We start from the raw sequence: 23,082 nt of genomic DNA, 5'->3' as shown, positions 1-23,082 counted from the left end.
AGTTGAGACCATGAGCGAACCCATCGGGCTCGTCACCAGCGCCGCATCGGAGAAGCTGCTCGTCGGGCGCCGCACCGAGCACGTGCCGACGCCGTGGGGCGACGCCCCGATCGAACTCGGCACCATCGGCGGCCGCGACGCGGCGGTGGTGCTGCGCTACGGCCAGAAGCTCACCACGCCGAGCCACAAGATCAACTACCGGGCCAATGCCTATGCGCTCAGGGCGCTGGGCGTGCGCCGGGTGATCTCGCAGAACGCGATCGGCTCGGTGAACCCCGCCATCCGCCCGGGCGACATCGTGGTCTCCCACGACGTCCTGGACCGCACGAAGTCCCGGCCGCTGTCGATGTTCGACGAGGAGGAGTGCTGGGTGCGCGTGGACATGACCCACCCGTTCTGCCCGGACGTCCGCCGTGTCCTGATCGACGCGGCCTGCGCCCACAGCGACCGTGTGATCGAGCGCGGCGTCTTCTGCTGCACCGAGGGCCCGCGCTTCGAGACGCCGGCGGAGATCCGCGCCCTGCAGATCGAGGGTGGCGACATCGTCGGCACGCCGCTGGTGCCCGAGGTGGTCTTCGCCCGCGAACTCGAGATGTGTTTCGCCTCGCTCGCCCCGGTCATCAACTTCGGCGCCGGCATGGCCCCGGCCGTGACCCATTTCGGCCCCGGCAGCATGAACGACCTCTACTACACCGGCGGCCTGCACGCCCTGATCGAGACGATCCTGGAACAGGCCTTCAAGGCCATGCCCGCCACCTTCGGGTGCGCCTGCGGCAAGGCGCTGGAGCATGGCTTCCACGGGACGCGGCCGGCCTGGCTGACCAGGATGGGCGGCTGATCGGGTCCGCGTCCTTCGGGACGGGCCGCCGCGCTGCCCGTTCCGCCCGCCCTCAATGCGCGTCGGCGGCTTCCTTGCGCTTGCCGCCGAGCTTGGGCTCGGGGGTCTTGTACAGCCCGAGCAGCATCGGGAAGTCGGCCTCCGCAATGGCGAGGCACCGGTCCCGCCCGCGCACCCAGCTGTCGCGATCGTCGGTCTGCCAGGCCGCCAGCAGGGCGTCGTGGGCCTGCTTCAGCGCGGCGAAGCGGTCGCTGCGGGCCACCTCCTCGTCACCGACGAGGCAGTAGATCTTCGTGCCGGCGGCCCGGCCGCGCAGCATCACCGAGCCGGCCTCGATCCAGGCGAACTGCGGGGCCCCCTCGACCACCGTCTCCGTGACCAGGATGTCGGCGCCCACGTCCTTGCACAGGCCCTCGACACGCGAGGCGACGTTCACCGCGTCGCCCAGGACCGAGTAGTTGAAGCGCGTCTGCGACCCGACATTGCCGACGCAGGCCATGCCGGTGTTCAGCCCGATGCCGATGCGCACCACGGCGGAGGCATGGCCGCGCGCCTTGAAGCCGAACGCGTCCGCGTCGTTGAGCGCCCGCATGCGCTCGCGCATCCGCAGGCAGGCGCGACACGCCCTGACCACGTGGTCCGGAACGGCCAGCGGCGCGTTCCAGAAGGCCATGATGCTGTCGCCGATGTACTTGTCGATCGTGCCGGCCTCGTCGACGATCTCGTCGCTGAGGTGGCTCAGCAGCACGTTGACGAACTCGACCAGGGCGCTGGGCGACATGGTTTCGCTGAGCGAGGTGAAGCTGCGCACGTCCAGGAACAGGATGGTGAGCTCGCGCTCCTCGCCGCCGAGCCGCAGGGCCTGGGGATTCTTCTCCAGCTCCGCCAGGACGGCCGGCGACACGTAGCGCCCGAAGGCCCGCCGAACGAACCGCTTGTCACGGTCCGTGACGAGGAAGCGGAAGCTGGTCAGCGCGAAATGCAGCGCGAGGCCGACCGCCGCCGGATAGAGCGGATCGAGCAGGATCCAGTACCGGTCGAAGGCGAACCACGACCCGGCGACCGAGGCGATCACGAGCACGAAGCCCGTGCTGAGCGCCACGGCGGGTCCGGCGAACAGGCCCAGCGCCGCGATCAGGAGGCCGAAGGCCACCGTCCACAGGATCTCGAGCGGCTCGACCCAGTCCGGGCGGCGCAGGTGCTCGCCGAGGATCATCTGTTCGATGGCCTGCGCGTGGATGCTGACGCCGGGCACGGTCTCGCCCAGCGCCGTCACGCGCACGTCGAGGAGGCCGACCGCGGACGTCCCGATGAGGACGATGTGGTTCTCCAGGAGCGGCCGCAGCGCCTCGTCCGGCGCGTCCGCCATGATCCGGTGCGCCGGGATGTAGCGCTCCGGCACGTCGTGGGTGAAACGGATCCGCAACTCGCCCGCCTGGGTCGTGGGCACCTCCACGTCGCCGACGCGGATGGACACGATTCCCGCCGGCGGATGGGGGGTCGAGCGCGCGAGGATGGCGGGCACCTGCTGCGCGGCGCGAAGCGATTCCAGCGCGAGCCCGGGAAAGATCTTCCGGCCGTCGGTCCACAGCAGCGGCACCTGGCGCACGATGCCCTGGTCGTCCTGCGGCGAGACGCTGATCGCCCCGATCCCGGCGGCGGCCTCGTCCAGCACCGGGATGTTCACGGCGTTGCCCTGGAATGTGTGCAGCGACGCCCGCGGGTCCTCGCCCGAATAGTTGACCCCGGCCTTGGGCACGGGGCGTCGGTCGTTCGCGCCCGGAACGATGCCGAAGCCCAGGACCACGTTGCGATCGGCCATGGACTTGGCGAACAGCGCGTCATTGTCGGGCAGGCGCGACACGATCGTCTGCGTCAGGTCGCCGCCCAGGGAGGACAGCACGTCGGAGCGGCGCCCAAGCGCTGCCGGTGACATGCGGTCGGACTCGGGAAACACGAAGTCGAAGGCGATCGCCGCCGCGCCGTACCCGGCCAGCCGGTCCACGAGCCTGGCGAGGTCGTTGCGCGGCCACGGCCACTGGCCGATGGCCGACAGCGACGCCTCGTCGATGTCGATGATGCGGACCGGCAGGTCCTGGTAGGGCCGGGGAGCGAGCTTCTGGTACTGGTCGAACAGCAGCTCGCGGGCGAGTTTCAACTGCGGCGGGTCTGCGATACGCAGCGCGCCGCAGGCCGCCACGAAGGCGAGCGCGAAGGCGAGGACGAGCCAGCGGGACCGGTTCATGCGCGGGAAACCGGACCGCGATCAGCGGTCTGAACCCCCGCGGTGTCCATCGCCACTCCAGCCCCCCTCGCGGCCACCGTCCCGTCCGCCGTCGCGGCCACCACCGTGCCCGCCGTCCCGGCCACCGCCGTCCCGGCCACCGCGTCCGCCGCCATCCCGTCCGCCGCCGTCACGCCCCGAACCGGTGGCGCCGCCACCCGACGCGCCGCCGCCCGAAACGCCACCCCCGGTCGCGCCGCCACCGGTACCGCCGGTGCCGCCCGTGCCGCCGGAGCCCGAGCAGCCGCAGCCCGTGGAACCGCCCGCATTCGACGATCCCGACGATCCACCATGCCCGCCGGCGGAGCCGCCGTCACCCGACCGTCCGGCCGAGGCATGCCCTCCGCCGTTCGTCGACCCGCCGTCGCCGCTGCGCATGCCGTCATGGCTGCCGCCGTTGCGGTCGTCGGACCTTCCGCGGCCATCCTTGCCGCCCTTGTCGTCACCGCGGCGACCGTCCGTCGAGGGAGGACCCGCCCAGTCGAAGCCGCCGCCGGCATGCCCACCGTAACCGCGGCCCGTGTCGTTGCGGTCGCGCCCGTCGTGGCCGCGATCGCGCCCGTCCTTCCCGGAGCGATCCTGCCCCGAGCGATCCTGGGCCTCGCGGCCGGTCCTGCCGTCCCGGGGGCCGCCGGACCAGTCGACACCGCCGCCGGCCTGCCGGCCGTAGCCGTGATCCTGCCCGCCGCGGTCGCCGGTTCTGTCCCGGCCATCCCGGTCGCGGCCATCGCGGTCCCTGCCGCCCCGTCCGCGATTGTCCGACCAGTCGATGCCACCGCCAGGCCGCCGGCCGAAACCACCGTGGTGGTGGCGATCGTCCTCGTCACGCTCCCAGTGATGGTGATGGTGGTGGTGATACTCCTTCGGCGGCGGCGCGGGAGGAGGGGGCGCCGGCGGCGGAACCACCGCCACGACCGTTGGTGGGGGAGCGGGCGTGGGCGGAGGCACCGCGTTGATCGGGATCGGCCGCTCGAGAGGCGAGGGGGTCGGGATCGGCGTCGGGGTGATCATGCCGCAGGCCCGCAGGTCGGCCTTGAAGTCCCAACGCAGAGTCGGGGTGTTCTCCCGCGCGTAAGGGAAAAGATCCCTGAGACGCGTGTTGCGGTCCGGGGCCGTGGCGATCCGCTGCGGCGCCTGGCCGCTGGGGATGCGCGCCATGCTGCAGCCGTCGTTGAGCGCGATGCAGTTGCCCGCGCCGCACACGTCGGCGGCCCCGGTGTAGACCACGACGTGCGTCTCGCCGTTGCGGCCGATCGCGACGTCCAGCTGGGTGCCGCGCACGCCGATGGTGGCGGTCGGCGTCTTGATCGAATAGGCCGACTTCGGGCTGTCGCCGGTGATGAACCGCATCGAGCCACGCAGCGCGTTGATGGCGAAGTTGCTGGCGACCGTGTTGCTCTGCAGCAGGTACTTCTCGACCTGGAGCGTGGAGGAAGGACCCACCACCACGCGGGTCTCGTCGCTGAACAGGAGCTGCGCCTCGCCCAGGGGACCCGTGTTCACCCGGTCGCCCATGTAGACCGGCTGGTCCGGCATCAGGATGCGCACCAGGGCCGCCTTGGCCGCCTCGGCCTGGGGCGTGACCTTGATGGCCTTGCCGCTGGGTTCCGGCGCCTGGGCGCGGGCGGGCAGGGCGAGGGCCAGGATCGAACAGGCCAAAGCGGCGCGCACGCCGAACGGAACGCAACGGGATACCGACATCGGACGCACACAAAATTTGGGTCAACAGATACCGATAAATTAACACAAAATTAACGCCTTACTCTACTGAAAGTTGCATCCTCCAATTGACATTCAGGATTTGGTTACCAAGACCGATTCGTGAGCAATGAAAGGCACATACCGGCTGGACTGCATACAATTCCACAGGCGGGTGTCTCTACGGGAGGTGCGACTGTTCAACCCGGATGTTCAAGCGGCCACGCTTGCGGAGACGGGCCACGGTTCAGCGGGGCAGGGGCCGGGCATCCGCCGTCCGACGCCTGGACGCCGTCCCGCTGGCCGTTCAGGCCGGGTCGTCCTTGCGCCCACGCGCGACCTCCACGAGGCTCCCGTCGGGAAGCGGGCATTGCAGCGTCGCGATCTCGGAGGCGGGCGCCTCCATCCAGCGATCCATCTCGTCTGGCGTCCGCAGGATCATCGGCATCGCCTTGGGGTGAACGGCGCCGACCTCGGCATTGGCGTCCGTCGTGAGGAACGAGAACACCACGTGCTCGCCAGGGTCCTCGGACGCCTTGCGCTTGCCGTACCAGCGCCGCCACACGCCGGCGAAGGCGAACAGCGGCCGGCTCTCGTCGAGGGCGAACCAGACCGGCGTCTTGCGGGGCTGCGTGTCGGCATACTCGCAGAAGCTGGTGGCCGGCACGAGGCACCGGAACTCGGGCTTCAGCCACGCGCGCCAGTGCGGCGAGCCGACGTTGCGGATGTTGGTCACCGGGCGCTCGCCGAAGGCCTTGGGTCCCGGCATGCCCCAGCGCATCATCGACAGCTCGCGCCCGCCGTCGCCGTGGCGCACCACCGGCGCCGCCTGGTCGGGAAAGATGTCCGGCAGGGGCGGCAGGTTGCCGGTGCGGTCGACCATCGCCCGGGCGAACTGGAGGATGGCTTGCTGGCCCTTGGTCAGCGCGTAGAGATTGCACACGGCTCGCCTCGCTCCGGACATCCATGAGTCGCATAAGACATATTATGGAACTTACGCGTGTAGGTGCCGCAGTCTAGCGAACCCGGTGCCGCGCTACAGCCCCGGTGTCTCAGAACCGCAGCCCCGCCAGGCGCCGTTCTCGATCACGATGGTCTTTGCCGGACGCACTGTCCCGAACCCTCGCGACGGCGACGACCACGGAGCCGACCGTGATGGCCAGGCACCCAGACAGGCTTGGATCTTCGTCCCAGGCCAGCACCGACGCGCGGCGGCCCGGGTGATTGGATCCACGTCAGGCGTCAGGCCTCGGGCGCCCGGCCCACCGTCCGCGGGTCCTGCGGCATCGCAGCAAAATTCCCGACAATTTTCAGGATCTTGCGAAATCAAATGCAGGCGTGATCCGAAGATCAAATTGCTCCGATCCGCCGCATGCTCAAGGGTAAGGGATGAAATCCTCAGCTGCGCTTCGACGTGGTGCGCAGCGCCCTGCTCGACGTCCTGGCCCGCGCCGGACAGCTGAACGGCCCGACGGACCAGGTGCGCGTGGCGGTCTACAAGTTCAGCAACCGACTCACCGTCGTGCAGGCCCCGACCACGAACCTCTCGGCGGCCACGACCGCCGTCCGCACGATGGAACTCGACGGCGCGGGCGGCTCGGGCACGAACTACGCGGCCGTCCTGAACGACATCCTGCCCCAGGTGAGCGCCGGCGGCGACGGCAGCTCCTCGGCGAGCCGGAAGGCCTATTTCATGCTGCTGACGGACGGCATCGCGGACGACGTGATGGAGACGGCGGACGCCAGCAGCTACGAATGGGGCAACTGGGTGCCAGACCCGCGATGGGTTCCGTTCCAGCCGTCGTTCCTGGCCGATGGCGAGAACCTCCAGGGCCTCGACGCCTCGCTCTGCAGCCCCATCAAGAACAAGAAGGTCACCGTCCTGACCCTGAACATCGACTACGTGATCCCGCCCAATCCCGACTGGCGCTTCCAGACCATCCGCGACAAGCTCAAGGGCTCGATCAACCAGAACATGAACGCCTGCGCCAGCGCCGCCAACCTGACCTTCAACGCCGGCGCTCCGGGCAGCATCAAGCAGGCGATCAACACGATGTTCGACGCCATCCTGGCGAGCGCGCGCCTGACGCGCTGAGCGCGCCGCAGGCCCTTGGCCCGGACGCATCCGCCGGGGCGTTCGCCGCTTCCGTTCGACGCCCCCGCCGGACAGGGTCGAGCCTCGTGCGGGCAGGGCTGCGCCTCACCCTCCCCCAGCGCCCTGCGCCGTCAGCTTCAGCCCGTCGAAGGCCGGGATGACGTTGGGCGGCAAGGCCTGGCGCAGGGTCTCGTAGTCCAGGTCCGTGTGCATGTTGGTGAGGACCGCGCGCCGCGGCTTCAGCCGCTCGATCCAGGCCAGCGCCTCCGGCAGCGACAGGTGGGTCGGATGCGGCGTGGGCCGCAGCGCGTCGATGATCCACAAATCGAGGTTCTCGAGAGCGGCCACGCTCTCGTCGGGAATCGCATTCAGATCAGGGGTATAGGCGATGTCGCCGAAGCGGAATCCGAGCGCGTCGCGGTTGCCGTGCACGAGCCGGATGGGCATGGCCGCGATGGCGCCGCCCGGACCCTCGACATGCACCGAATGCCCCAGCGTGATCCGGAACTCCCGGACGATCGGCGGATAGTCGCTGCCGGGCGGTGACACGAAGCAGTACGAGAACCGGCTCGTCAGGAATTCCGCAGTCGCCGCGTCCATGTAGACCGGAAGCACGCGCCGCATGTGGATCGCGAGGGGCCGCAGGTCGTCGATGCCATGGGTGTGGTCGGCGTGGTCGTGGGTGTAGAGCACGGCGTCCAGGCGATCGACGGCCGCATCGAGCAACTGGTCGCGCAGGTCCGGAGAGGTGTCGATGAGGGCCCGCGTGCGGCCGCCCTCCCCCTCGCGCTCGACCAGGATCGAGCAACGCCGGCGCCGGTTGCGCGGATCGGAGGGATTGCAGGCGCCCCAGCCGCTGCCCACCCGCGGTACGCCGCCGGAGGAACCGCACCCCAGGATCGTGATCGAGACCGTCATGCCGTCGCAGCTCCCGGCGCCGTCGGCCTGACGGCCTTGTCGAAGGTGCGGAAGAAATTGTCGGTCGTGAGGCGCGCCATCTCGGCGGCGGACACCCCCTTCACCTCGGCGAGAACCGCATTGGTGTGAACCACATAGGACGGCTCGTTGCGCTTGCCCCTGAAGGCCTGCGGCGCCAGGTAGGGAGCGTCGGTCTCCACCAGGAGCCGGTCCGCCGGCACGTCCGCGGCGATGGCCCGCAGCTCGTCCGACCGCTTGAACGTGAGGATCCCGGAAAACGAGATCATGAGCCCCAGGGCAACCCCGGCCTCGGCCAGGGCCCGGCCCGAGCTGAAGCAGTGGAGCACCGCCTTGAACCGGCCCTGCCGGGTCTCGTCCTCGAGGATGCGGATCATGTCGTCGTCGCAGTCGCGGCTGTGGATGACGAGCGGCAGGCCCGTCTCGCGCGCGGCCGCGATGTGCCGGCGGAACACGGCCTCGGCCACGTCGCGCGGGGCGCGGTCGTAGTGGTAGTCGAGACCCGCCTCCCCGATGCCCACGCAGCGCGGATGGCGCGCCAGGCCGACGAGATCCGCCACGCTCACGTCGGGCTCTTCGCCGGCGCTGTGGGGATGGGTGCCGACCGTGCAGAACACCTGCGGATAGGCCTCCGCGATGGCCCGGATCTCGTCGAAGCGGCGGACCCGGGTCGAGATGGTGACCATCGTGCCGACGCCCGCCTCGAGCGCCCGGGCCACGATCGCGTCGCGCTCGGCCGCGAAATCGGGAAAGTCGAGATGGCAGTGGCTGTCGACGACGAAGGGGCTGGCGGTCGGCATGAATTCCAGGGCGTTCAGGCGGTTGCTTCCGACTTTTCCGCTTCCACGTAGCGCGGGAAGACGGGCTGGGGCGCCGGCAGCATCGCGCCGGCGGCAAGCCGGTGTGCCGCGCCGACATGCTCCAGCATGCGCTGGTCCGCCGGCACGCCGAGGAGGTCGAGGAACTTGCCCGCCGACGTCGGCATCACGGCCTGCGCCACGATGGCGACCGCGCGGATGACCTCGGCCGTGACGTAGAGCACCGTGCCGAACCGCTCCGGATCGGTCTTGCGCTTCACCCACGGCTCCTCGCCCGCGAAATAGCGGTTGGCGTCCGCCACCACCTTCCAGACCTCGGCCAGCATGGTGTGGAGGGCGAGGCCCTCCATCGCCGCCCGCGCCTTCTGCGGAAGCGCGTCGGCCGCCGCCAGGATCGTCGCGTCGGCCTCGCTCAGGGCGCCCGGGGCGGGCACCCTGCCCTCCAGGTTCTTGGCCACCATCGACAGCGAGCGCTGCGCCAGGTTGCCGAGGTCGTTGGCGAGGTCCGCGTTGATGCGCGCCACGATCGCCTCGTGCGAATAGTTGCCGTCCTGGCCGAACGGCACCTCGCGCAGGAAGAAGTAGCGCAGCTGGTCCACGCCGTAGTGGTCGGCCAGCGTGAAGGGGTCGATGACGTTGCCGACCGACTTCGACATCTTCTCCCCGCGGTTGAACAGGAAGCCGTGCCCGAACACCTGCCGGGGCAGCGGGTAGCCCGCCGACATCAGGAAGGCCGGCCAGTAGACCGTGTGGAAGCGGACGATGTCCTTGCCGATGATGTGCACGTCCGCCGGCCAGAAGTGCGCCCGCGGCTGGGTCGTGTCGGGATAGCCCGTGGCGGTGACGTAGTTCGTCAGCGCGTCGACCCACACATACATCACATGCTTCGGGTTGCCGGGCACCGGAATGCCCCAGTCGAAGGCCGTGCGGCTGACCGACAGGTCCTTCAGCCCGGACCGCACGAACGACATGATCTCGTTGCGCCGCTCGTCCGGCTGGATGAACGTCGGCTGGCTCTCGTAGAGCGCCAGCAGCCTGTCCTGGTAGGCCGACAGGCGGAAGAAGTAGCTTTCCTCCTCGAGCCACTCGACGGGAGCCCCGGTCGGGCCCCGGCGCACGCCGTCGCCGCCCACCGTGGTCTCGTTCTCGGCGAAGAAGGCTTCGTCGCGCACCGAGTACCAGCCGGCATAGCTGTCGAGATAGATGTCGCCGTTGGCTTCCATCCGCCGCCAGATCTCCTGGCTCGCGGCGTGGTGGCGCGGCTCGGTCGTGCGAATGAAATCGTCGTTCGAGGCGTCGAGGGCCTGGCCCATCCGGCGGAACACGGCCGCGTTGCGGTCGGCCAGTTCCCGCGCCGTCATCCCTTCGCGCGCCGCGGTCTGCAGCATCTTCTGCCCGTGCTCGTCCGTGCCGGTCAGGAAGAACACCTCGTATCCGTCGAGCCGCTTGAAGCGGGCGATCGCGTCGGTGGCGATCAGCTCGTAGGCATGTCCGATGTGGGGCGTGCCGTTGGGATAGGAGATGGCCGTGGTGATGTAGAAGGTCTTCTTGTCGGCCATGCTGCCCTCGATGGGCCTCGGGGGACCTCAGGCCGCCCGCGATTGCCGCAAGGCGTCCGAAAGGTCGTGGAAAAGGGTCAAAACCAGCGCGCGGCGGTCGAGATTGTAGGCGTCCGTCTCCCGGATCGCGCGCGCGACCTTGTCCCATACCTCGGCCAGGGGTGCAAGGCGGCGGGCGGGCGCCCCCTGCCCCGCGGCGGCCTGGGTCTGCTCGGACAGCCACGCGAAGATGGTCTCGGCCGCCACCTCGAAGGCCGTGTCGTTGGCGCGTCCGGCCAGCCCCTCGGCGACGGCGTGCAGGTCCGCCCAGTCGATGGCGGGCAGCCGGTCCAGCGCCCCGCGGATGTGCTCGACGATGGCCAGCGTGCCCTCGTCCATCAGCTTGCAGGCCTGTCGGACGGATCCCCCCGCCAGTGCCGCCGCGCGCTGCACGGCCGCGTCCGCCGGGCCGGTCCCAAGAGCCGCGGCCGCCGCGGCCGCCACCTCCGCCGGCTCCAGATTCCGGAACCGGAGCATGCGGCAGCGCGAGCGGATGGTGGGCAGCAGGCGTCCGGGCATGTGCGAGACGATGAGGAACAGCGCCCGGTGGGGCGGCTCCTCCACGACCTTCAGGAGGGCGTTGGCACTCTGGACGTTCAGGTCGTCGGCGGCGTCCACGATGCAGACCCGCCAGCCCTCCCCGCCAGCGGTCGTCGCGAAGAAGCGGACGGCGTCGCGGGACTGTTCGGCGAGGATCTCGGTGCGGAAGGTCTTGCTCGTGGGGTTCCAGGCCCTGCGCACCACGAAGAGGCCGGGATGGGACCGCGCCACGATGCGCCGGGCGGCCGGCGCGTCGTCCGGCACGGAAAGGTCGTGGGCCCGCTGCACCTCCGCGGACCCGGGATCGGGGTGGCTGAGGACGAAGCGGGCCGCCCGATACGCGAACGTGGCCTTGCCCACCCCCTCATCGCCCGACAGGATCCAGGCGTGCGGAAAGCGGCCGCTGCGATAGGCCTCGAGGAAGGCAGCCTCCTCGCCATCGTGACCGACCAGCGTCGCGGTCTCGCGCGGGTGCGGCACATGGGCGAGCCGGTCGATCTCCGGAATTTCGGGAGCCTCAGCCATGCCCCCTCCCCGCGCCGTCGTCGAGCAGTCGGCTCCAGACGCAGGCCCAGACCGCCTGGCCGACGTCCTCGGGCGTGCCGGTGGCGTCGACCAGCACGCAGCGCCCGGGCTCGCGGGCGGCGATGGAGCGGAAGGCCTCGCGCAACGCCTTGTGGAACGCCAGCGGCTCGGACTCGAAGCGGTCGATGGCCGCCTCGCCGCGCCGCTGGTTCGCCCGGCGCAGGCCGATCTCGGCCGGAAGGTCCAACACCACGGTCAGGTCCGGCCGGGTGACCCCGACGACGAGGCGCTCCAGGGCGTTGATGACGCCCTCCTCGAGGCCGCCGGCGACGCCCTGGTAGGCGCGCGTGGAATCGGCGAACCGGTCGCAGATCACCCAGTCGCCGCGCGCCAGCGCGGGCCTGATGGTGGAGGCCAGGTGGTCGGCCCGCGCCGCTGCGAACAGCAGGGCTTCCGCCAGCGGCCCCAGGCGGGCCGCATGGCCCGACAGGATGACCTCCCGGATCTCCTCGGCCCGGGGCGAGCCGCCAGGCTCGCGGGTGGTGAGGGTGCGGATGCCGCGGGTCCCGAGGCGCTCGGCCAGCAGGCGCACCTGCGTGCTCTTGCCGGCCCCCTCCCCTCCTTCGAAGGTGATGAAGCGCCCGGGCGCGGAACTGGTCATGAACCGCTCTTGGTGAAGCGGCTGCGCACCGTGTCGATCACGAATTCCGTGGCGGCGTCGAAGGCGCGGCGCGTCAGCGTGCCCGTCGCCGCGTCGTCGGCCGCGTAGAGCGGCAGGTCGAGGACCTGCACGTCGCCGCGCTGGACCTTGAGCCTGGCGACCTGCGCCCCGGCCGCCACGGGCGGGCGCAGAGGCCCCTGGTAGACGATGCGGGCGACGAGCCGATCGCCGCTGCCACGCGGCACCAGCACCGCGACGGGTCCCTTGGCCACCAGGCCGATCGAGGACGGTTCCCCGCCGAACACCTTGGCGTCGCCGATCACGGTCCCCTTCGCGAAGACCTCCTTCACCTCGAAGGTGCGGAAGCCCCAGTTCAGGATCCGGCGCGCCTCTTCGGCGCGATCCTTGGCGGTCTTCAGCCCGTTGACCACGACGATCAGCCGCTGCCCGTTCTGGACCGCCGAGCCCACCACGCCGAAGCCGGAATCGCCGATGTTGCCGGTCTTCAGGCCGTCGGCGCCGATGTCCATCGTCAGCAGAGGATTGCGGTTCTGCTGCCGGATCTTGTTCCAGGTGAATTCCCTGAGCCCGAAATACTTGTAGAGGTCGGGGTAGGTCTTGACGATGTGGTTCGCCAGCAGTGCGAGCTCGCGCGCCGTGACCTTCTGGTCGGGGTCCGCCTGCCCGCTGGCATTGGCGAAGGTCGACTTCATGAGCCCGAGTTCGCGGGCCCGCGCCGTCATACGTGTGGCGAACGCGCCCTCGCTGCCGGCGAGCCCTTCCGCCACGGCGATGGCCGCGTCGTTGCCCGACATCACGGTGATGCCCTGGATGAGGTCGACCACCTTCACCTTGCTGTTGAGCACGGCGAACATGCTGGAGCCACCCGAGGGCCCTCCCCCGCGCCGCCACGCGCTCTCCGAGATCGGGAACTCGTCCTCGAGGCTGACCTTGCCCTTGGCGATCTCGTTGAACAGCAGCTCGAGCGTCATGAGCTTGGCCATGCTGGCCGGCACCATGAGCTCGTCCGCCGCCTTCTCGAACAGCACGGCGCCCGTGTCGGAATCCATCAGGATCGCGTAGGGCGCGATCGTCTGGAACGCCTGGGCCTGGGCGCGGGCGGCCACGGGAGCCAGCAGCGCAACGATGACGAAAGCCGCCCCGCCGAGGACGGCTTTGAAAATGCCGGACATAGACCGCATCAGACCCTTCCAGACTCCGAGTCGGAGGATGGGGGGCCGGCGGTCAGAAATCAACGCGGGAGAGTTGGGCCGGGCGGCAAAAGCGAGCCGCCCGGACGACGGCGCCGCCTCAGTTGCTGGCGACGCGCTGGCGCGGGGACACGGGAACGAAGGTCTGCTGGATCAGAGCGGCCATCGGATCCTGCTGGCGGAAGCCGGCGCTGGCCTGCGGCTCGGCCGCGGCGAACACGAGGTTTCCGCCGTTGGCTGCCGTGCGGGCCCGCTGGGCCGACGCGGCCTTGCCGGCGGCGCCTGCCGCCGAGCCGAGGTCGAACGGCCGGTCGGGAGGCAGCGGCACGCCCGGCGCGGGACGCCCGACGGCTACCACGGGGACCAGCGCCGGCGCGGGCGCCTGCCTCTCGGCGACGGTCGGGGTCGGGACCGGCGGCGCCTTTTCCACGACGCTGGCCTGAGCCGGCTGCGGACGCGACTGGAAGATGCGTGCCACGGGGGAGACGGTCTCCTCCTCGTCGGCGCTCGCCACCATGGTCGGCGAGCCGTTGAGTCGCGCCGGGTATCCGTCCGTGCGCAGCGTGGCATAGAGCTTCTGGTCGTCGCTTCCGGCCGTGGAGGCGCGGCCGACATAATCGACTTTCACGCGCGCCGTGCCCGCGTTCTTGAACGCCAGGGCCTCGGCCACACGCTGCGACACGTCGATCAGGCGGCCACCGTGATACGGGCCGCGGTCATTGACGCGCGCGATGATCGAATAGCCGTTGTTGACGTTCGTGACCCGGATGTAGCTGGGCAACGGCATCGTGGGATGCGCGGCGGAGATGGACAACCGGTCGAAGACTTCGCCATTGGCCGTCATGCGGCCGTGGAACGACGGGCCGTACCAGGACGCGGTGCCAGTGGCCGAATAGGTCGTCGACATCTCGCGCGGCGTGTAGAGACGGCCCGCGACGACATAGGGCTTGCCGACGATTTCCCGTCCACCACCCTTCGGCACGGGATCACCGTCGGCGACCACCTTGGGGCTCGCGGACACACCGTATTTCGGGTCGATGCCGCCTTGCTTGGACATCTTGGAGGTGGTCGAGCCGCAATTGGCGACCACGAGACCCGTGGCCACGGCGGCGGCTATGCGCAGTCCGGAACGAAGGGTGGGACCATTCCAAGGCGTGACGACGGCCGAATCGAGGTCACGCGCAGCCACCGGGCCCGAACCACACCGCATGCTGACTTCCCCTACGCCCACTCTACCGCGGCGCTCACGGCTTGCACCTCGAGGGTGCAGTGTTGTCTGCCGAGCGCAGCTCACCAGTTACGGCCGGCAGGATGAAGGGAAGGTAAACGAGCCGAGGACGCATACAAACCCAGCGCCGCCGTGACCCGCGATGTCCCCCTTCGCCCGGCTTGGCCGGAACCGTCTTGACTCGACGTTGCGCGCAGAAGGCCGTCAGATCAAGGCTGAAATGTGGCCCGCCGCCACATTGCCGCTATGCCCTGCCATGCGTCCGCAGGGCTCGCCGGGTCAATCCCCGATGCGGGCGACGCCCTTTTCGCCGTCGTCGCGCATCCACGCGACCTTGTCGCGTCCGGCCGGGGCCAACGTGAAGCAGAACACGCGGCCGTCGTACCAGGTGCGCCATTTTTGGCACAGGCGGTTGCCGTCGATCCACCAGCGCCCGGAATCGGTCGGCTTCAGGAACCGGCCGAGGCCCGCCGCCTCGCCGCTTCCGTCGACCTGGCCGTCCTTGCGGTAGTAGAGCGGCAGTTCGCCTCCCAGAGGGACCGACAGGTAGATTCGCTTCCCCGAGATGAGGTCGCGCACGCTCTTGCCATCGAGCGGAACGTCCGCCCGGGCCGCCTGCCCGGTCAGGACCGCCATGCCCAGAACCAGTGCAAAACGCAACGATGCCGTCATGTCACGTGCCTCCTGAGCCCACCGGTGGGGCATCGGGAGCGAGTACGCGGCAGGCGGCGCTTCGGATGTGCGGCCGGGCGAAGTGTCGCGCCCGGCGCGCCGCGCCGCGAAGCCCGCTCAGTAGTCGTTCATGGGCCAGAGGTCCTGAACGGGCACGCAGGTGAAGCCGACCGGACACTGCGCCGTGTCGCGCGTGCGGATCCAGGCCGGACGCGTTCCTTCCGTGATCGGACAGAATCGCTGGTCGCTGACATAGCGGTCATAGATGTGCGGCCCGGTCCCGATCACGGCCGCGCCCCGCGAGCGCAGGAAGGCCCGCGCCTGATCGCAACTCATGGACAGACTGTCCGGCCGGCTCTGGGCCGCGGCCGGCAGCACGGACGCCATCAGGCCGATCCCCGCCGCCACGGCGGCACACATGGAAATTCGCATCGACGCACCTCTTCGATGAAGGCCAGACTGCGTCCGGCATGTCCCGCTGACAAGTCGCGATGCCGTGTCCCGGTTCGCCCTAGACCGCAAGGGCTCACGTGTTTCTGACCTGACGCCGCCGTCACGCGGGCCAGCTCCGCTCACGTCCGGCCGCGCCGCCCGTGCGCCGCCCCATGTCACCGCGGGCCAGTAGCCATGGCAAAAAAAGTGCGAAGGCCATGCAACGATTTCGACGATTGGGGCGTTTCGGGTGTCGCAGCGAGGGGGCCTCGGCGACATGCACGGACACGTGGATACCGATTTCGCACCGGTCGGCGTTGGCGCGAGCGCGCCCATCGTCCGTCCGGACGCCCTGCGGCGTGCCTCCGCGCGGATCCGGCGGCTGAGGGCGGTCGCCTTGCTGCAGCTTTCGGGCCGCCGCCCGCGCGCCCGCCTCCTGCTGCCCCTGACGACGGCAGCGCTCCCCGCCCTCGCCGTCTCGGCGGGCGTCGTGCGCGCCTGTGACCTCGCGGTGCGCGAGATCGTCTATCGGCATGTCGTGGTCCTGCCGCTGGACTATCGCACGACCGGCGAGGCGAGCCGCTCCGTGGACCCGCTCGAGGCCTCGCCCATTGGCCGATGGCTGGCGCGCATCCCCCACTACCGGACCCGGACAGACCTTCGATTCGCCTGTCCCGGCCAGGCCGAGTACTGCGCCTCCCAGCTCGCCGGCTCGTTCCGCCTCTAGTTCCGGCGACAGGCTGAGCGCCGGCCCGGTCGCCAGACTCACCGGGCACCCGGAACGAACGCTTTTGCATCCGATTGACAGGTGCCGCGCGTATCGCGGCGGCCCACACCTGGGCCCGCCTGCCTCCGGGGCGGGCCCCTTTTTTGCCCCGCCCTCGCGCCATCATGCGCCCCCTGCCCCGCTCCCGGCCTGCCGCCTCGCCCCGCGGCGGAGCCTCGACGAAGCCGCCGGCGATGGTGTAGTGAAGGCCCACACCGCAGAACGCCACGGGGACCCGCGCAGGGGCGACCCGAGACCGGTTTCCGGCATGGGTTCGCGGCACGGAAGGACGCCAGGTCCCGCAAAGGCTTGGAAGGGTGGCCGAGTGGTTTAAGGCAGCGGTCTTGAAAACCGCCGTGGGTGCAAGCCCACCGTGGGTTCGAATCCCACCCCTTCCGCCAATTTCGATTGATTTTACTGTGGTAATTCGCCGTTTTTGCCCACAGCCCCCACGATGGTACCCAAACCAGAATTGGGAACGCACATTTGGAGTGCGCGCATTGCATACGGGCCGGAAGAGCTATACCGTTTCGTGACTCACGCGCAACGGATGGCCTTTATGACTATTACGTTTTGGCAAAAGGGTTTTGCGCCGGTAAAGCGTGCGTTGCCTTCCGTTTTTTTGGTCTCCATTACGAGCTTTAGCTACCGGCATTATAACTCCTGTAAGATTTAGCCTGCGCAGCGGCCACTGGCGAAGCAGTTTAAAGCGGTCCGCATGTGCGTCCGACGGCTCGCCAATTCCTTGGTACACATACCCAGCTATCAATTTCCTCAGCCAAAGGACTTTCGAAGGCAGGGATATATTGGAGTTTGGAGGCGGACAGTCGACGCTATGGTGGTCGAATAGAGCACATTATGTCGTGACGATAGAAGAAAACGAAGATTGGTATTCGGAGATGCTTCCGAAACTTAGCGATAATGTAAAGATGCATTTTGTACCAGTAGATCATAATACACGTTCACTTTCATCGGCTCGCGAAGCAATTGACAGTGGTAAAATTAAAAAATTCGACATTATCATTATCGACGGACATTTGCGCAAAGAAGCGACGGCTCTTGCGTTCGAGTACCTCAAGCCTGACGGCGCAATCATTCTCGATAACGCTGAGGGTTACGGATTTTATGAGGAAACTTTCAATCGAGAGTGTCGGCGGATAGACTTCTTCGGGTTTGCGCCTGGCGTCTCACTTCGCCACTGTACATCTCTGATATTCGTGGGTGATTGCTTCCTGTTGCGGCCAGATATCCCAATACCAGTTCTAGAACTGCCAACCCAGTGATGCGTCTGAATTTGATGTTCTACCGCTCTGGCGAGCGCGCATTTGGCGGGCGATATGTTGTTGATGCAGCACAAGCATAGAGCACTGTATCCTCCCTTTTTGACTATTCGCTTTCGCTCATACGCATCAATCGGCGACATTGACCCGAGCAGCCACGGCTACTTTCGTGCAACGCCCGTTACGATAAGCGCCGTTTCTTAGCCCGCTTGGCGCACCTCCACCGGCCCCATGGTGTTTACACACGCGCCATCCTGCTGCTGCCTGCGCCTTGCACCGGTCGCGCGTTCGCTTCGAAGTCGCAGCGCATCGTTGCTCGGTTCCGGTTCGTGTGGTTCGATCATGGGGTTGTCTCGCTTTTTGCTGTTACTGCCCTACCTGCGCCGCGAAGGACGTCGCCGACGATGGCCTGTCCACTGTCGGCGGCCGTGACGTGTTGATGCAGGACGGTGACGGTCTGCGCCCCCGTCACGCGGCACAGACTCAACGCCGTCAACTGCGCCGAATTGGATTGTGGCGGACACCCCTTCCGCCAGCGGCGCAAGTTTTCCCAGCGCTTTAGCCCAAGCTCAATATGTGAGCTCAATTTCACCATCCTAGCCGAAGCTCAATCTGCTCAGCAGTTAACTCCAAAGGCGTGCATCCTTCCGGGAGCCTTACTTCGGAAGTCGGACCGATTTGCAGGAAGATAGGGCCTAAATAGGCGGAAAGTCCTAGAATGATCGGTCGATTAGGAGTTCACGCAGAAAATTAAGCCTATTACCAATGTGTTAACATAAAGCTGGATCGTTGCCTTAACTTATGCCAAATAAACCACTGGGCAGGACCGTGAGCGCAACCGTTAGGTACGCGCGCCGAGCCGGCCCGGGTGGCTTCGGCCGCTCCTCCATTTTCGTCAAGAAGTGCCGCGGCCGGCGCGCGTTGCTGCCGGACCGTGGCGTGCTGCTGGAGCAAGCGTCCCGATGGCGAATCAGACCCCCACCCTCATCGCAGGTTCCACCAGCACCATCACGCTCACGGAAATCGCGGGCGCGAGGAACTCGGGCACGCTGGACACCGGCAGCGGTGCCATCCTGTTCGCGGATCTGGACACGGCCGACACGCACACGGTCTCGGCGGCCTTCTCCTCCGCGAGCCTCTCGACCGGGTCGCTCACGCCCACGCAGCAATCGGCCATCCTCGCCGCGAGCACGCTCAACCTCGCCCTGGTCGACTCGACCAACAAGCCCAACAACCAGGGCTCGGTCACCTGGACCTACCGCGCCACGGACCGGACCTTCGATTTCCTCGCCGACGGCCAGACCCTGACGCTCACCTACATCGTCTCGATCAACGATCGGAACGGCGGGATCCTGCAGCAGCCGGTCACCATCACCATCGTCGGCACCAACGATGCGGCAGTCATTTCCGGTACGAAAACCGGCACCGTGACCGAGGCCAGCGGGGTCCTCAACGGCACGCCCGGCACGCCCGTCGCGTCGGGCCAGCTGACCAGCACCGACGTGGACGGGCCGGCCAACACCTTCACGGAGGCGAGCGGAACGACGGCGTTCGGCAGCTTCACCATGGCCGCCAACGGCGTGTGGAGCTACGCGGTCGCCAACGGCAACGCGCAGGTCCAGGCCCTGAACGCCGGCCAGACGCTCATCGACACCTTCACGGTCTTCGCCGCCGACGGCACGTCGCAGGTCATTTCAGTACGCATCAACGGCGCCAACGACGCCGCCACCGTCACGGGCCAGAGCACCGGCGAGGTGACCGAGGCGGGCGGGGTCGCGAACGGCACGCTCAACACCCCCTCGGTCAGCGGCAAGCTCGTGGCGAGCGACGTCGACTCGGCCACCACCTTCCAGGCCGTCAACACCGCCACCTCCAGCGCCGCCGGGTACGGCACCTTCACCATGACCTCCGCCGGCGTGTGGACCTACACGCTGCGCAACACGAACGCGGCCGTGCAGGCCCTCAACGACGGCCAGAGTCTGGCCGACACCTTCACCGTGCGCACCGCCGACGGCACGACGCAGGTCATCTCCGTCATCATCAACGGCGCCAACGACGCCGCCGTCGTGGGCGGCACCCGCGCGGGCACGGTGACCGAGGCGAGCGGCGTGGGCAACGCCATCGCCGGTACGCCCGTGGTGTCCGGCCAGCTCACGGCCAGTGACGTCGACAACGCCGCCAACACGTTCCAGGCCGGCAGCGGCACCACCCTGTATGGCAGCTTCGCCGTGGGCCCCAACGGCCTGTGGACCTACACGCTCGACAACACCAACGGCACCGTGCAGGGGCTGAACGCCGGTTCCACGCTCACCGACAGCTTCGTCGTCCGCACGCAGGACGGCACGAGCCAGGTCATCGCGATCCGCATCAACGGCGCCAACGACGCGGCCGTGATCGGCGGCGACAGGCAGGGCAACGTCGTCGAGGCCGGCGGCGTCGCCAATGCGGTCCTGGGCACCCCCCAGGCGAGCGGCCAGCTCACCGTGGCCGACCCGGACAGCGCTGCCGGCTTCACCTCCTCCAGCGGCAACGCGACCTATGGCAGCTTCGCCTTCACGAGCGCCGGCCTGTGGACCTACACGCTCAACAACGCCAACGCCACGGTGCAGGCCCTGAGCGCGACGCAGTCGCTCGCAGACAGCTTCACGGTGCGCTCGGCCGACGGCACGACGCAGGTCATCTCCGTCATCATCAGCGGGACCAACGACGCGGCCGTCGTGGGTGGCACCCGCACCGGCTCCGTGACCGAGGCGGGCGGCGTGGCGAACGGCGTCGCCGGTACGCCCGTGGTGTCCGGCCAGCTCACGGCCAGCGACGTCGACAGCCCGGCCAACACCTTCACGCCCGGCGGCACGACCACGCTCTACGGGTCGTTCTCCGTGACCGCCGGGGGGCTCTGGACCTACACCCTCGACAACGCCAACGGCGCCGTGCAGGCGCTGAACACCGGAGCGACGCTCACCGACAGCTTCACCGTCACCACGGGCGACGGCACGAGCCAGGTCATCACGGTGCGCATCAACGGCGCGAACGACGCCGCAGTGATCGACGGCGATAAGACCGGCAACGTGGTCGAGGCCGGCGGCGTCGCCAATGCGGCCCTGGGCACCCCGCAGGCCAGCGGGCAGCTCACCGTGAGCGATCCCGACAGCGCTGCCGGCTTCACCGCCTCCAGCGGCAACGCGACCTATGGCAGCTTCGTCTTCACGAGCACCGGCGTGTGGACCTACACGCTCAACAACGCCAACGCCTCGGTCCAGGCTCTCAGCCCGGCGCAGTCCCTCACGGACAGCTTCACCGTGCGCTCGGCCGACGGCACCACGCAGGTGATTTCCGTCGTCATCGCCGGCGCCAACGACGCCGCCACGGTCGCCGGCATCCGGACCGGCACGGTCACCGAAGCGAGCGGCGTGGCGAACGCCATCGCCGGCACGCCCACCGTCTCGGGCCAGCTCACCGCGACCGACGTCGACAATCCGGCGAACACCTTCACCGCCTCGAGCGGCACCTCGGCCTTCGGCACCTATGCCATGGCCGCTAATGGCGTGTGGAGCTACACGCTCGACAATGCCAATGCCGCCGTCGAGAAGCTGAACACCAACGCCACCCTCACCGACACCTTCACGGTGACGACGGTGGACGGCACCAGCCAGGTCATCACCATCCGCATCAACGGCGCCAACGACGCCGCCGTGTTCGGCGGTGCGCTGACCGCCGCCATCACCGAGAGCGACGCGGCCCAGACCATTTCCGGCCAGCTCTCGGTTACCGACATCGACAACACGGTCAACCCGAACAGCCTCGTCGGCGCGCGCTCGAACGTGCCCGGCTCCGGTGGCTACGGCCGGTTCACCGTGACCGCCGACGGCCTGTGGACCTACGCCATGCAGGGCGCCCACGACGAGTTCGTGGCCGGCCAGACTTATGTCGACAGCGTCACGGTGACCGCCGGCGACGGCACCACGCGTGTGATCTCCGTCACGCTGACAGGCACCAACGATGCCGCCGTGATCACCGGCACCGACACGGGGGCGACGGTCGAGGCGGGCGGGGTCGCCAATGCCCTAGGCGTCACGCCGACCGCCGGCGGCACCCTGTTCGCCGCCGACGTCGACAACACGCCGAACGCGTTCACAGCGGTCACCTCCCCGACGGCCAGCCTCGGCGGCCTCGGCACCTTCACGATCACCGCGGGCGGCGTCTGGAGCTATGCGCTCGACAACGGCAATGCCCAGGTCCAGGCCCTCAATGCCGGCGAGACGCTGACCGACACCTTCACGGTCGCGTCCATCGACGGCACCTCCAAGACCGTTACGGTCACCGTCACGGGCACCAACGACACCGCCACCATCACCGGCACGGCGACGGGCGACGTCACGGAGGCCGGAGGCGCGGTCGCCGGCTCGCCCACGGCCACGGGCACGCTGAAGGCGGCCGACGTCGACAACACGCCCGACACGTTCGCGGCGGTGACGAGCCCGACAAAGACCGTCGCCGGCTACGGCTCCTACACGATCACGGCCGACGGCACCTGGACCTACACGCTCGACGACGACAACGCCGCCGTCCAGGCCCTCAACACGGGCGACAGTCTGCAGGACACCTTCACGGTGGCCTCCGCCGACGGCACCACCAGGACCGTCACCGTCACCATCAACGGCTCCACCGACGCCATCACCATCGGCGGCGTGGTCGACGGAGACGTCACCGAAGCGGGCGGCCTCGCCAATGCCACGGCCGGCATACCCTCGGCCACCGGCGCCCTGACGGCCACCAACGCCGTCAACCCGGCCACTGCCTTCGCCTCGGTCGCCGCCGGCACCGCCAGCCTCGGCGGCCACGGCACCTACCAGGTCTCCGCCGCCGGCGTCTGGACCTACCTGCTGGACAACGACGACCTGACCGTCGAAGCCCTCCCCGACGGCGCGACGCTCACCGACACCTTCGTCGTGTACTCCCAGGACGGCTCCGCCTCGCAGACGGTGACCGTGACGATCACGGGGGCGAACGACACGGCCGTGATCGACGGCACCGCCATCGGCGGTGTGACCGAGGATGCCACGGCCACCGCAACCGGTACGCTCTCAGTCTCCGACACCGACGCTGGCCAGAAGTCCTTCCAGTCGATCGCGACCGAAGATCTCAAGGGCCAGTACGGCACCTTCACGTTCAATGCCGGCACCGGCGTGTGGACCTACGCCGCCGACAACGCCCTCGCTAGCGTGCAGGAGCTGGGCGCTGGCGCCTCGCTCACCGACACGCTCGTGGTGAAGTCGCTGGATGGTTCGGCCAGCCAGACCATCACCGTCACCATCAACGGCACCAACGACGGCGCGCAGATCTCCGGCGACGTCGAAGGCTCTGTGACCGAAGACGCCACGGCCACCGCCACCGGTACGCTCTCTGTCACCGACACCGACGCGGGCCAGACGTCCTTCCAGTCGATCGCGACCGAAAACCTCAAGGGCCAGTACGGCACCTTCACGTTCAACGCTGGCAC

Annotated in this window: 17 protein-coding genes and 1 tRNA gene; 6 read left to right on the top strand and 12 right to left on the bottom strand. The window is 68.7% G+C overall.

Translation table 11 applies throughout. The features are described 5' to 3' along the window. Positions 1–10: 10 nt before the first annotated feature. Positions 11–838: an MTAP family purine nucleoside phosphorylase gene (locus Q0Q47_RS18230; RefSeq protein ID WP_293862943.1), complete on the top strand. Its 828-nt coding sequence runs from the start codon at positions 11–13 to the stop codon at positions 836–838. Positions 839–890: 52 nt separating this feature from the next. Here the strand turns inward: Q0Q47_RS18230 and Q0Q47_RS18225 are convergent, their stop codons facing one another. The 3 genes from Q0Q47_RS18225 to Q0Q47_RS18215 form a co-directional block, all read right to left on the bottom strand. Beyond that, positions 891–3,083 carry a CHASE2 domain-containing protein gene (locus Q0Q47_RS18225; protein WP_293862941.1) on the bottom strand — a complete coding sequence of 731 codons (2,193 nt, stop codon included), beginning with the start codon at positions 3,081–3,083 and terminating at the stop codon, positions 891–893. A gap of 21 nt (positions 3,084–3,104) precedes the next feature. Next, the gene (locus Q0Q47_RS18220) at positions 3,105–4,823 is read right to left on the bottom strand and encodes a FecR domain-containing protein (RefSeq protein ID WP_293862939.1); all 1,719 of its coding nucleotides are present in this window, start codon (positions 4,821–4,823) and stop codon (positions 3,105–3,107) included. 304 nt (positions 4,824–5,127) lie between these two features. After that, positions 5,128–5,763: an SOS response-associated peptidase gene (locus Q0Q47_RS18215; protein WP_293862937.1), complete on the bottom strand. Its 636-nt coding sequence runs from the start codon at positions 5,761–5,763 to the stop codon at positions 5,128–5,130. A 471-nt stretch (positions 5,764–6,234) separates the two neighbouring features. Between Q0Q47_RS18215 and Q0Q47_RS18210 the strand changes: the two genes are divergently transcribed. Continuing rightward, positions 6,235–6,915 carry a vWA domain-containing protein gene (locus Q0Q47_RS18210; RefSeq protein WP_293862935.1) on the top strand — a complete coding sequence of 227 codons (681 nt, stop codon included), beginning with the start codon at positions 6,235–6,237 and terminating at the stop codon, positions 6,913–6,915. 105 nt (positions 6,916–7,020) lie between these two features. On the opposite strand, the gene Q0Q47_RS18205 is transcribed toward Q0Q47_RS18210, so the two are convergent. From Q0Q47_RS18205 to Q0Q47_RS18165, 9 genes are all read right to left on the bottom strand, one after another. Beyond that, positions 7,021–7,833 carry an MBL fold metallo-hydrolase gene (locus Q0Q47_RS18205; protein ID WP_293862933.1) on the bottom strand — a complete coding sequence of 271 codons (813 nt, stop codon included), beginning with the start codon at positions 7,831–7,833 and terminating at the stop codon, positions 7,021–7,023. Further along, entirely contained in the window at positions 7,830–8,651 is an 822-nt protein-coding gene (locus tag Q0Q47_RS18200) for a TatD family hydrolase (protein WP_293862931.1), read from the bottom strand. Before Q0Q47_RS18200 ends, Q0Q47_RS18205 begins: the two co-directional genes overlap by 4 nt. A 14-nt stretch (positions 8,652–8,665) precedes the next feature. Then, positions 8,666–10,228, bottom strand: a complete 1,563-nt coding sequence (gene metG / locus Q0Q47_RS18195; RefSeq protein ID WP_293862929.1) for a methionine--tRNA ligase — start codon at positions 10,226–10,228, stop codon at positions 8,666–8,668. Positions 10,229–10,255: 27 nt separating this feature from the next. Further along, complete coding sequence (locus Q0Q47_RS18190) at positions 10,256–11,332, bottom strand: DNA polymerase III subunit delta' (RefSeq protein ID WP_293862927.1); 1,077 nt, start codon at positions 11,330–11,332, stop codon at positions 10,256–10,258. After that, positions 11,325–11,993, bottom strand: coding sequence for a dTMP kinase (gene tmk / locus Q0Q47_RS18185; RefSeq protein WP_293862925.1), 669 nt, complete (start codon positions 11,991–11,993; stop codon positions 11,325–11,327). The genes Q0Q47_RS18190 and tmk overlap by 8 nt, the downstream gene beginning before the upstream one ends. Then, positions 11,990–13,186, bottom strand: coding sequence for a D-alanyl-D-alanine carboxypeptidase family protein (locus Q0Q47_RS18180; RefSeq protein WP_293862923.1), 1,197 nt, complete (start codon positions 13,184–13,186; stop codon positions 11,990–11,992). Before Q0Q47_RS18180 ends, tmk begins: the two co-directional genes overlap by 4 nt. A 118-nt stretch (positions 13,187–13,304) precedes the next feature. Continuing rightward, positions 13,305–14,309 carry a septal ring lytic transglycosylase RlpA family protein gene (locus Q0Q47_RS31175; protein ID WP_367278267.1) on the bottom strand — a complete coding sequence of 335 codons (1,005 nt, stop codon included), beginning with the start codon at positions 14,307–14,309 and terminating at the stop codon, positions 13,305–13,307. 402 nt (positions 14,310–14,711) lie between these two features. Continuing rightward, positions 14,712–15,104 carry a hypothetical protein gene (locus tag Q0Q47_RS18170; RefSeq protein WP_293862921.1) on the bottom strand — a complete coding sequence of 131 codons (393 nt, stop codon included), beginning with the start codon at positions 15,102–15,104 and terminating at the stop codon, positions 14,712–14,714. 117 nt (positions 15,105–15,221) lie between these two features. Continuing rightward, positions 15,222–15,536, bottom strand: a complete 315-nt coding sequence (locus Q0Q47_RS18165) for a hypothetical protein (protein ID WP_293862919.1) — start codon at positions 15,534–15,536, stop codon at positions 15,222–15,224. 289 nt (positions 15,537–15,825) lie between these two features. Here Q0Q47_RS18165 and Q0Q47_RS18160 point away from each other — a divergent pair, with 289 nt between their 5' ends. From Q0Q47_RS18160 to Q0Q47_RS18145, 4 genes are all read left to right on the top strand, one after another. Further along, a complete protein-coding gene (locus Q0Q47_RS18160) occupies positions 15,826–16,263 on the top strand; it encodes a hypothetical protein (protein WP_293862917.1) in 438 nt (145 codons plus the stop codon). A 350-nt stretch (positions 16,264–16,613) separates the two neighbouring features. Beyond that, positions 16,614–16,703: transfer RNA gene (locus tag Q0Q47_RS18155), tRNA-Ser, on the top strand. A gap of 462 nt (positions 16,704–17,165) precedes the next feature. Next, entirely contained in the window at positions 17,166–17,585 is a 420-nt protein-coding gene (locus tag Q0Q47_RS18150) for a hypothetical protein (protein WP_293862915.1), read from the top strand. 959 nt (positions 17,586–18,544) lie between these two features. Further along, positions 18,545–23,082, top strand: a 4,538-nt coding sequence (locus tag Q0Q47_RS18145; protein ID WP_293862913.1) for an S-layer family protein, incomplete at its 3' end; no start/stop codon positions are given.

Source organism: uncultured Alsobacter sp. (genome assembly GCF_945952055.1).
In the GTDB taxonomy this organism is placed as follows: Bacteria; Pseudomonadota; Alphaproteobacteria; order Rhizobiales; family Beijerinckiaceae; genus Alsobacter.
This window is presented reverse-complemented; position numbering and strand designations above follow the sequence as displayed.

What these genes read in the sequence shown, in the direction of transcription:
- Q0Q47_RS18200 (WP_293862931.1), bottom strand. Translation starts at nt 8,651, where the DNA reads ATGCCGACCGCCAGCCCCTTCGTCGTCGACAGCCACTGCCATCTCGAC.
- Q0Q47_RS18180 (WP_293862923.1), bottom strand. Translation starts at nt 13,186, where the DNA reads ATGTCCGGCATTTTCAAAGCCGTCCTCGGCGGGGCGGCTTTCGTCATC.
- Q0Q47_RS18225 (WP_293862941.1), bottom strand. Translation starts at nt 3,083, where the DNA reads ATGAACCGGTCCCGCTGGCTCGTCCTCGCCTTCGCGCTCGCCTTCGTG.
- Q0Q47_RS18230 (WP_293862943.1), top strand. Translation starts at nt 11, where the DNA reads ATGAGCGAACCCATCGGGCTCGTCACCAGCGCCGCATCGGAGAAGCTG.
- Q0Q47_RS18165 (WP_293862919.1), bottom strand. Translation starts at nt 15,536, where the DNA reads ATGCGAATTTCCATGTGTGCCGCCGTGGCGGCGGGGATCGGCCTGATG.
- Q0Q47_RS18170 (WP_293862921.1), bottom strand. Translation starts at nt 15,104, where the DNA reads ATGACGGCATCGTTGCGTTTTGCACTGGTTCTGGGCATGGCGGTCCTG.
- Q0Q47_RS18205 (WP_293862933.1), bottom strand. Translation starts at nt 7,833, where the DNA reads ATGACGGTCTCGATCACGATCCTGGGGTGCGGTTCCTCCGGCGGCGTA.
- metG (WP_293862929.1), bottom strand. Translation starts at nt 10,228, where the DNA reads ATGGCCGACAAGAAGACCTTCTACATCACCACGGCCATCTCCTATCCC.
- tmk (WP_293862925.1), bottom strand. Translation starts at nt 11,993, where the DNA reads ATGACCAGTTCCGCGCCCGGGCGCTTCATCACCTTCGAAGGAGGGGAG.
- Q0Q47_RS18220 (WP_293862939.1), bottom strand. Translation starts at nt 4,823, where the DNA reads ATGTCGGTATCCCGTTGCGTTCCGTTCGGCGTGCGCGCCGCTTTGGCC.
- Q0Q47_RS18190 (WP_293862927.1), bottom strand. Translation starts at nt 11,332, where the DNA reads ATGGCTGAGGCTCCCGAAATTCCGGAGATCGACCGGCTCGCCCATGTG.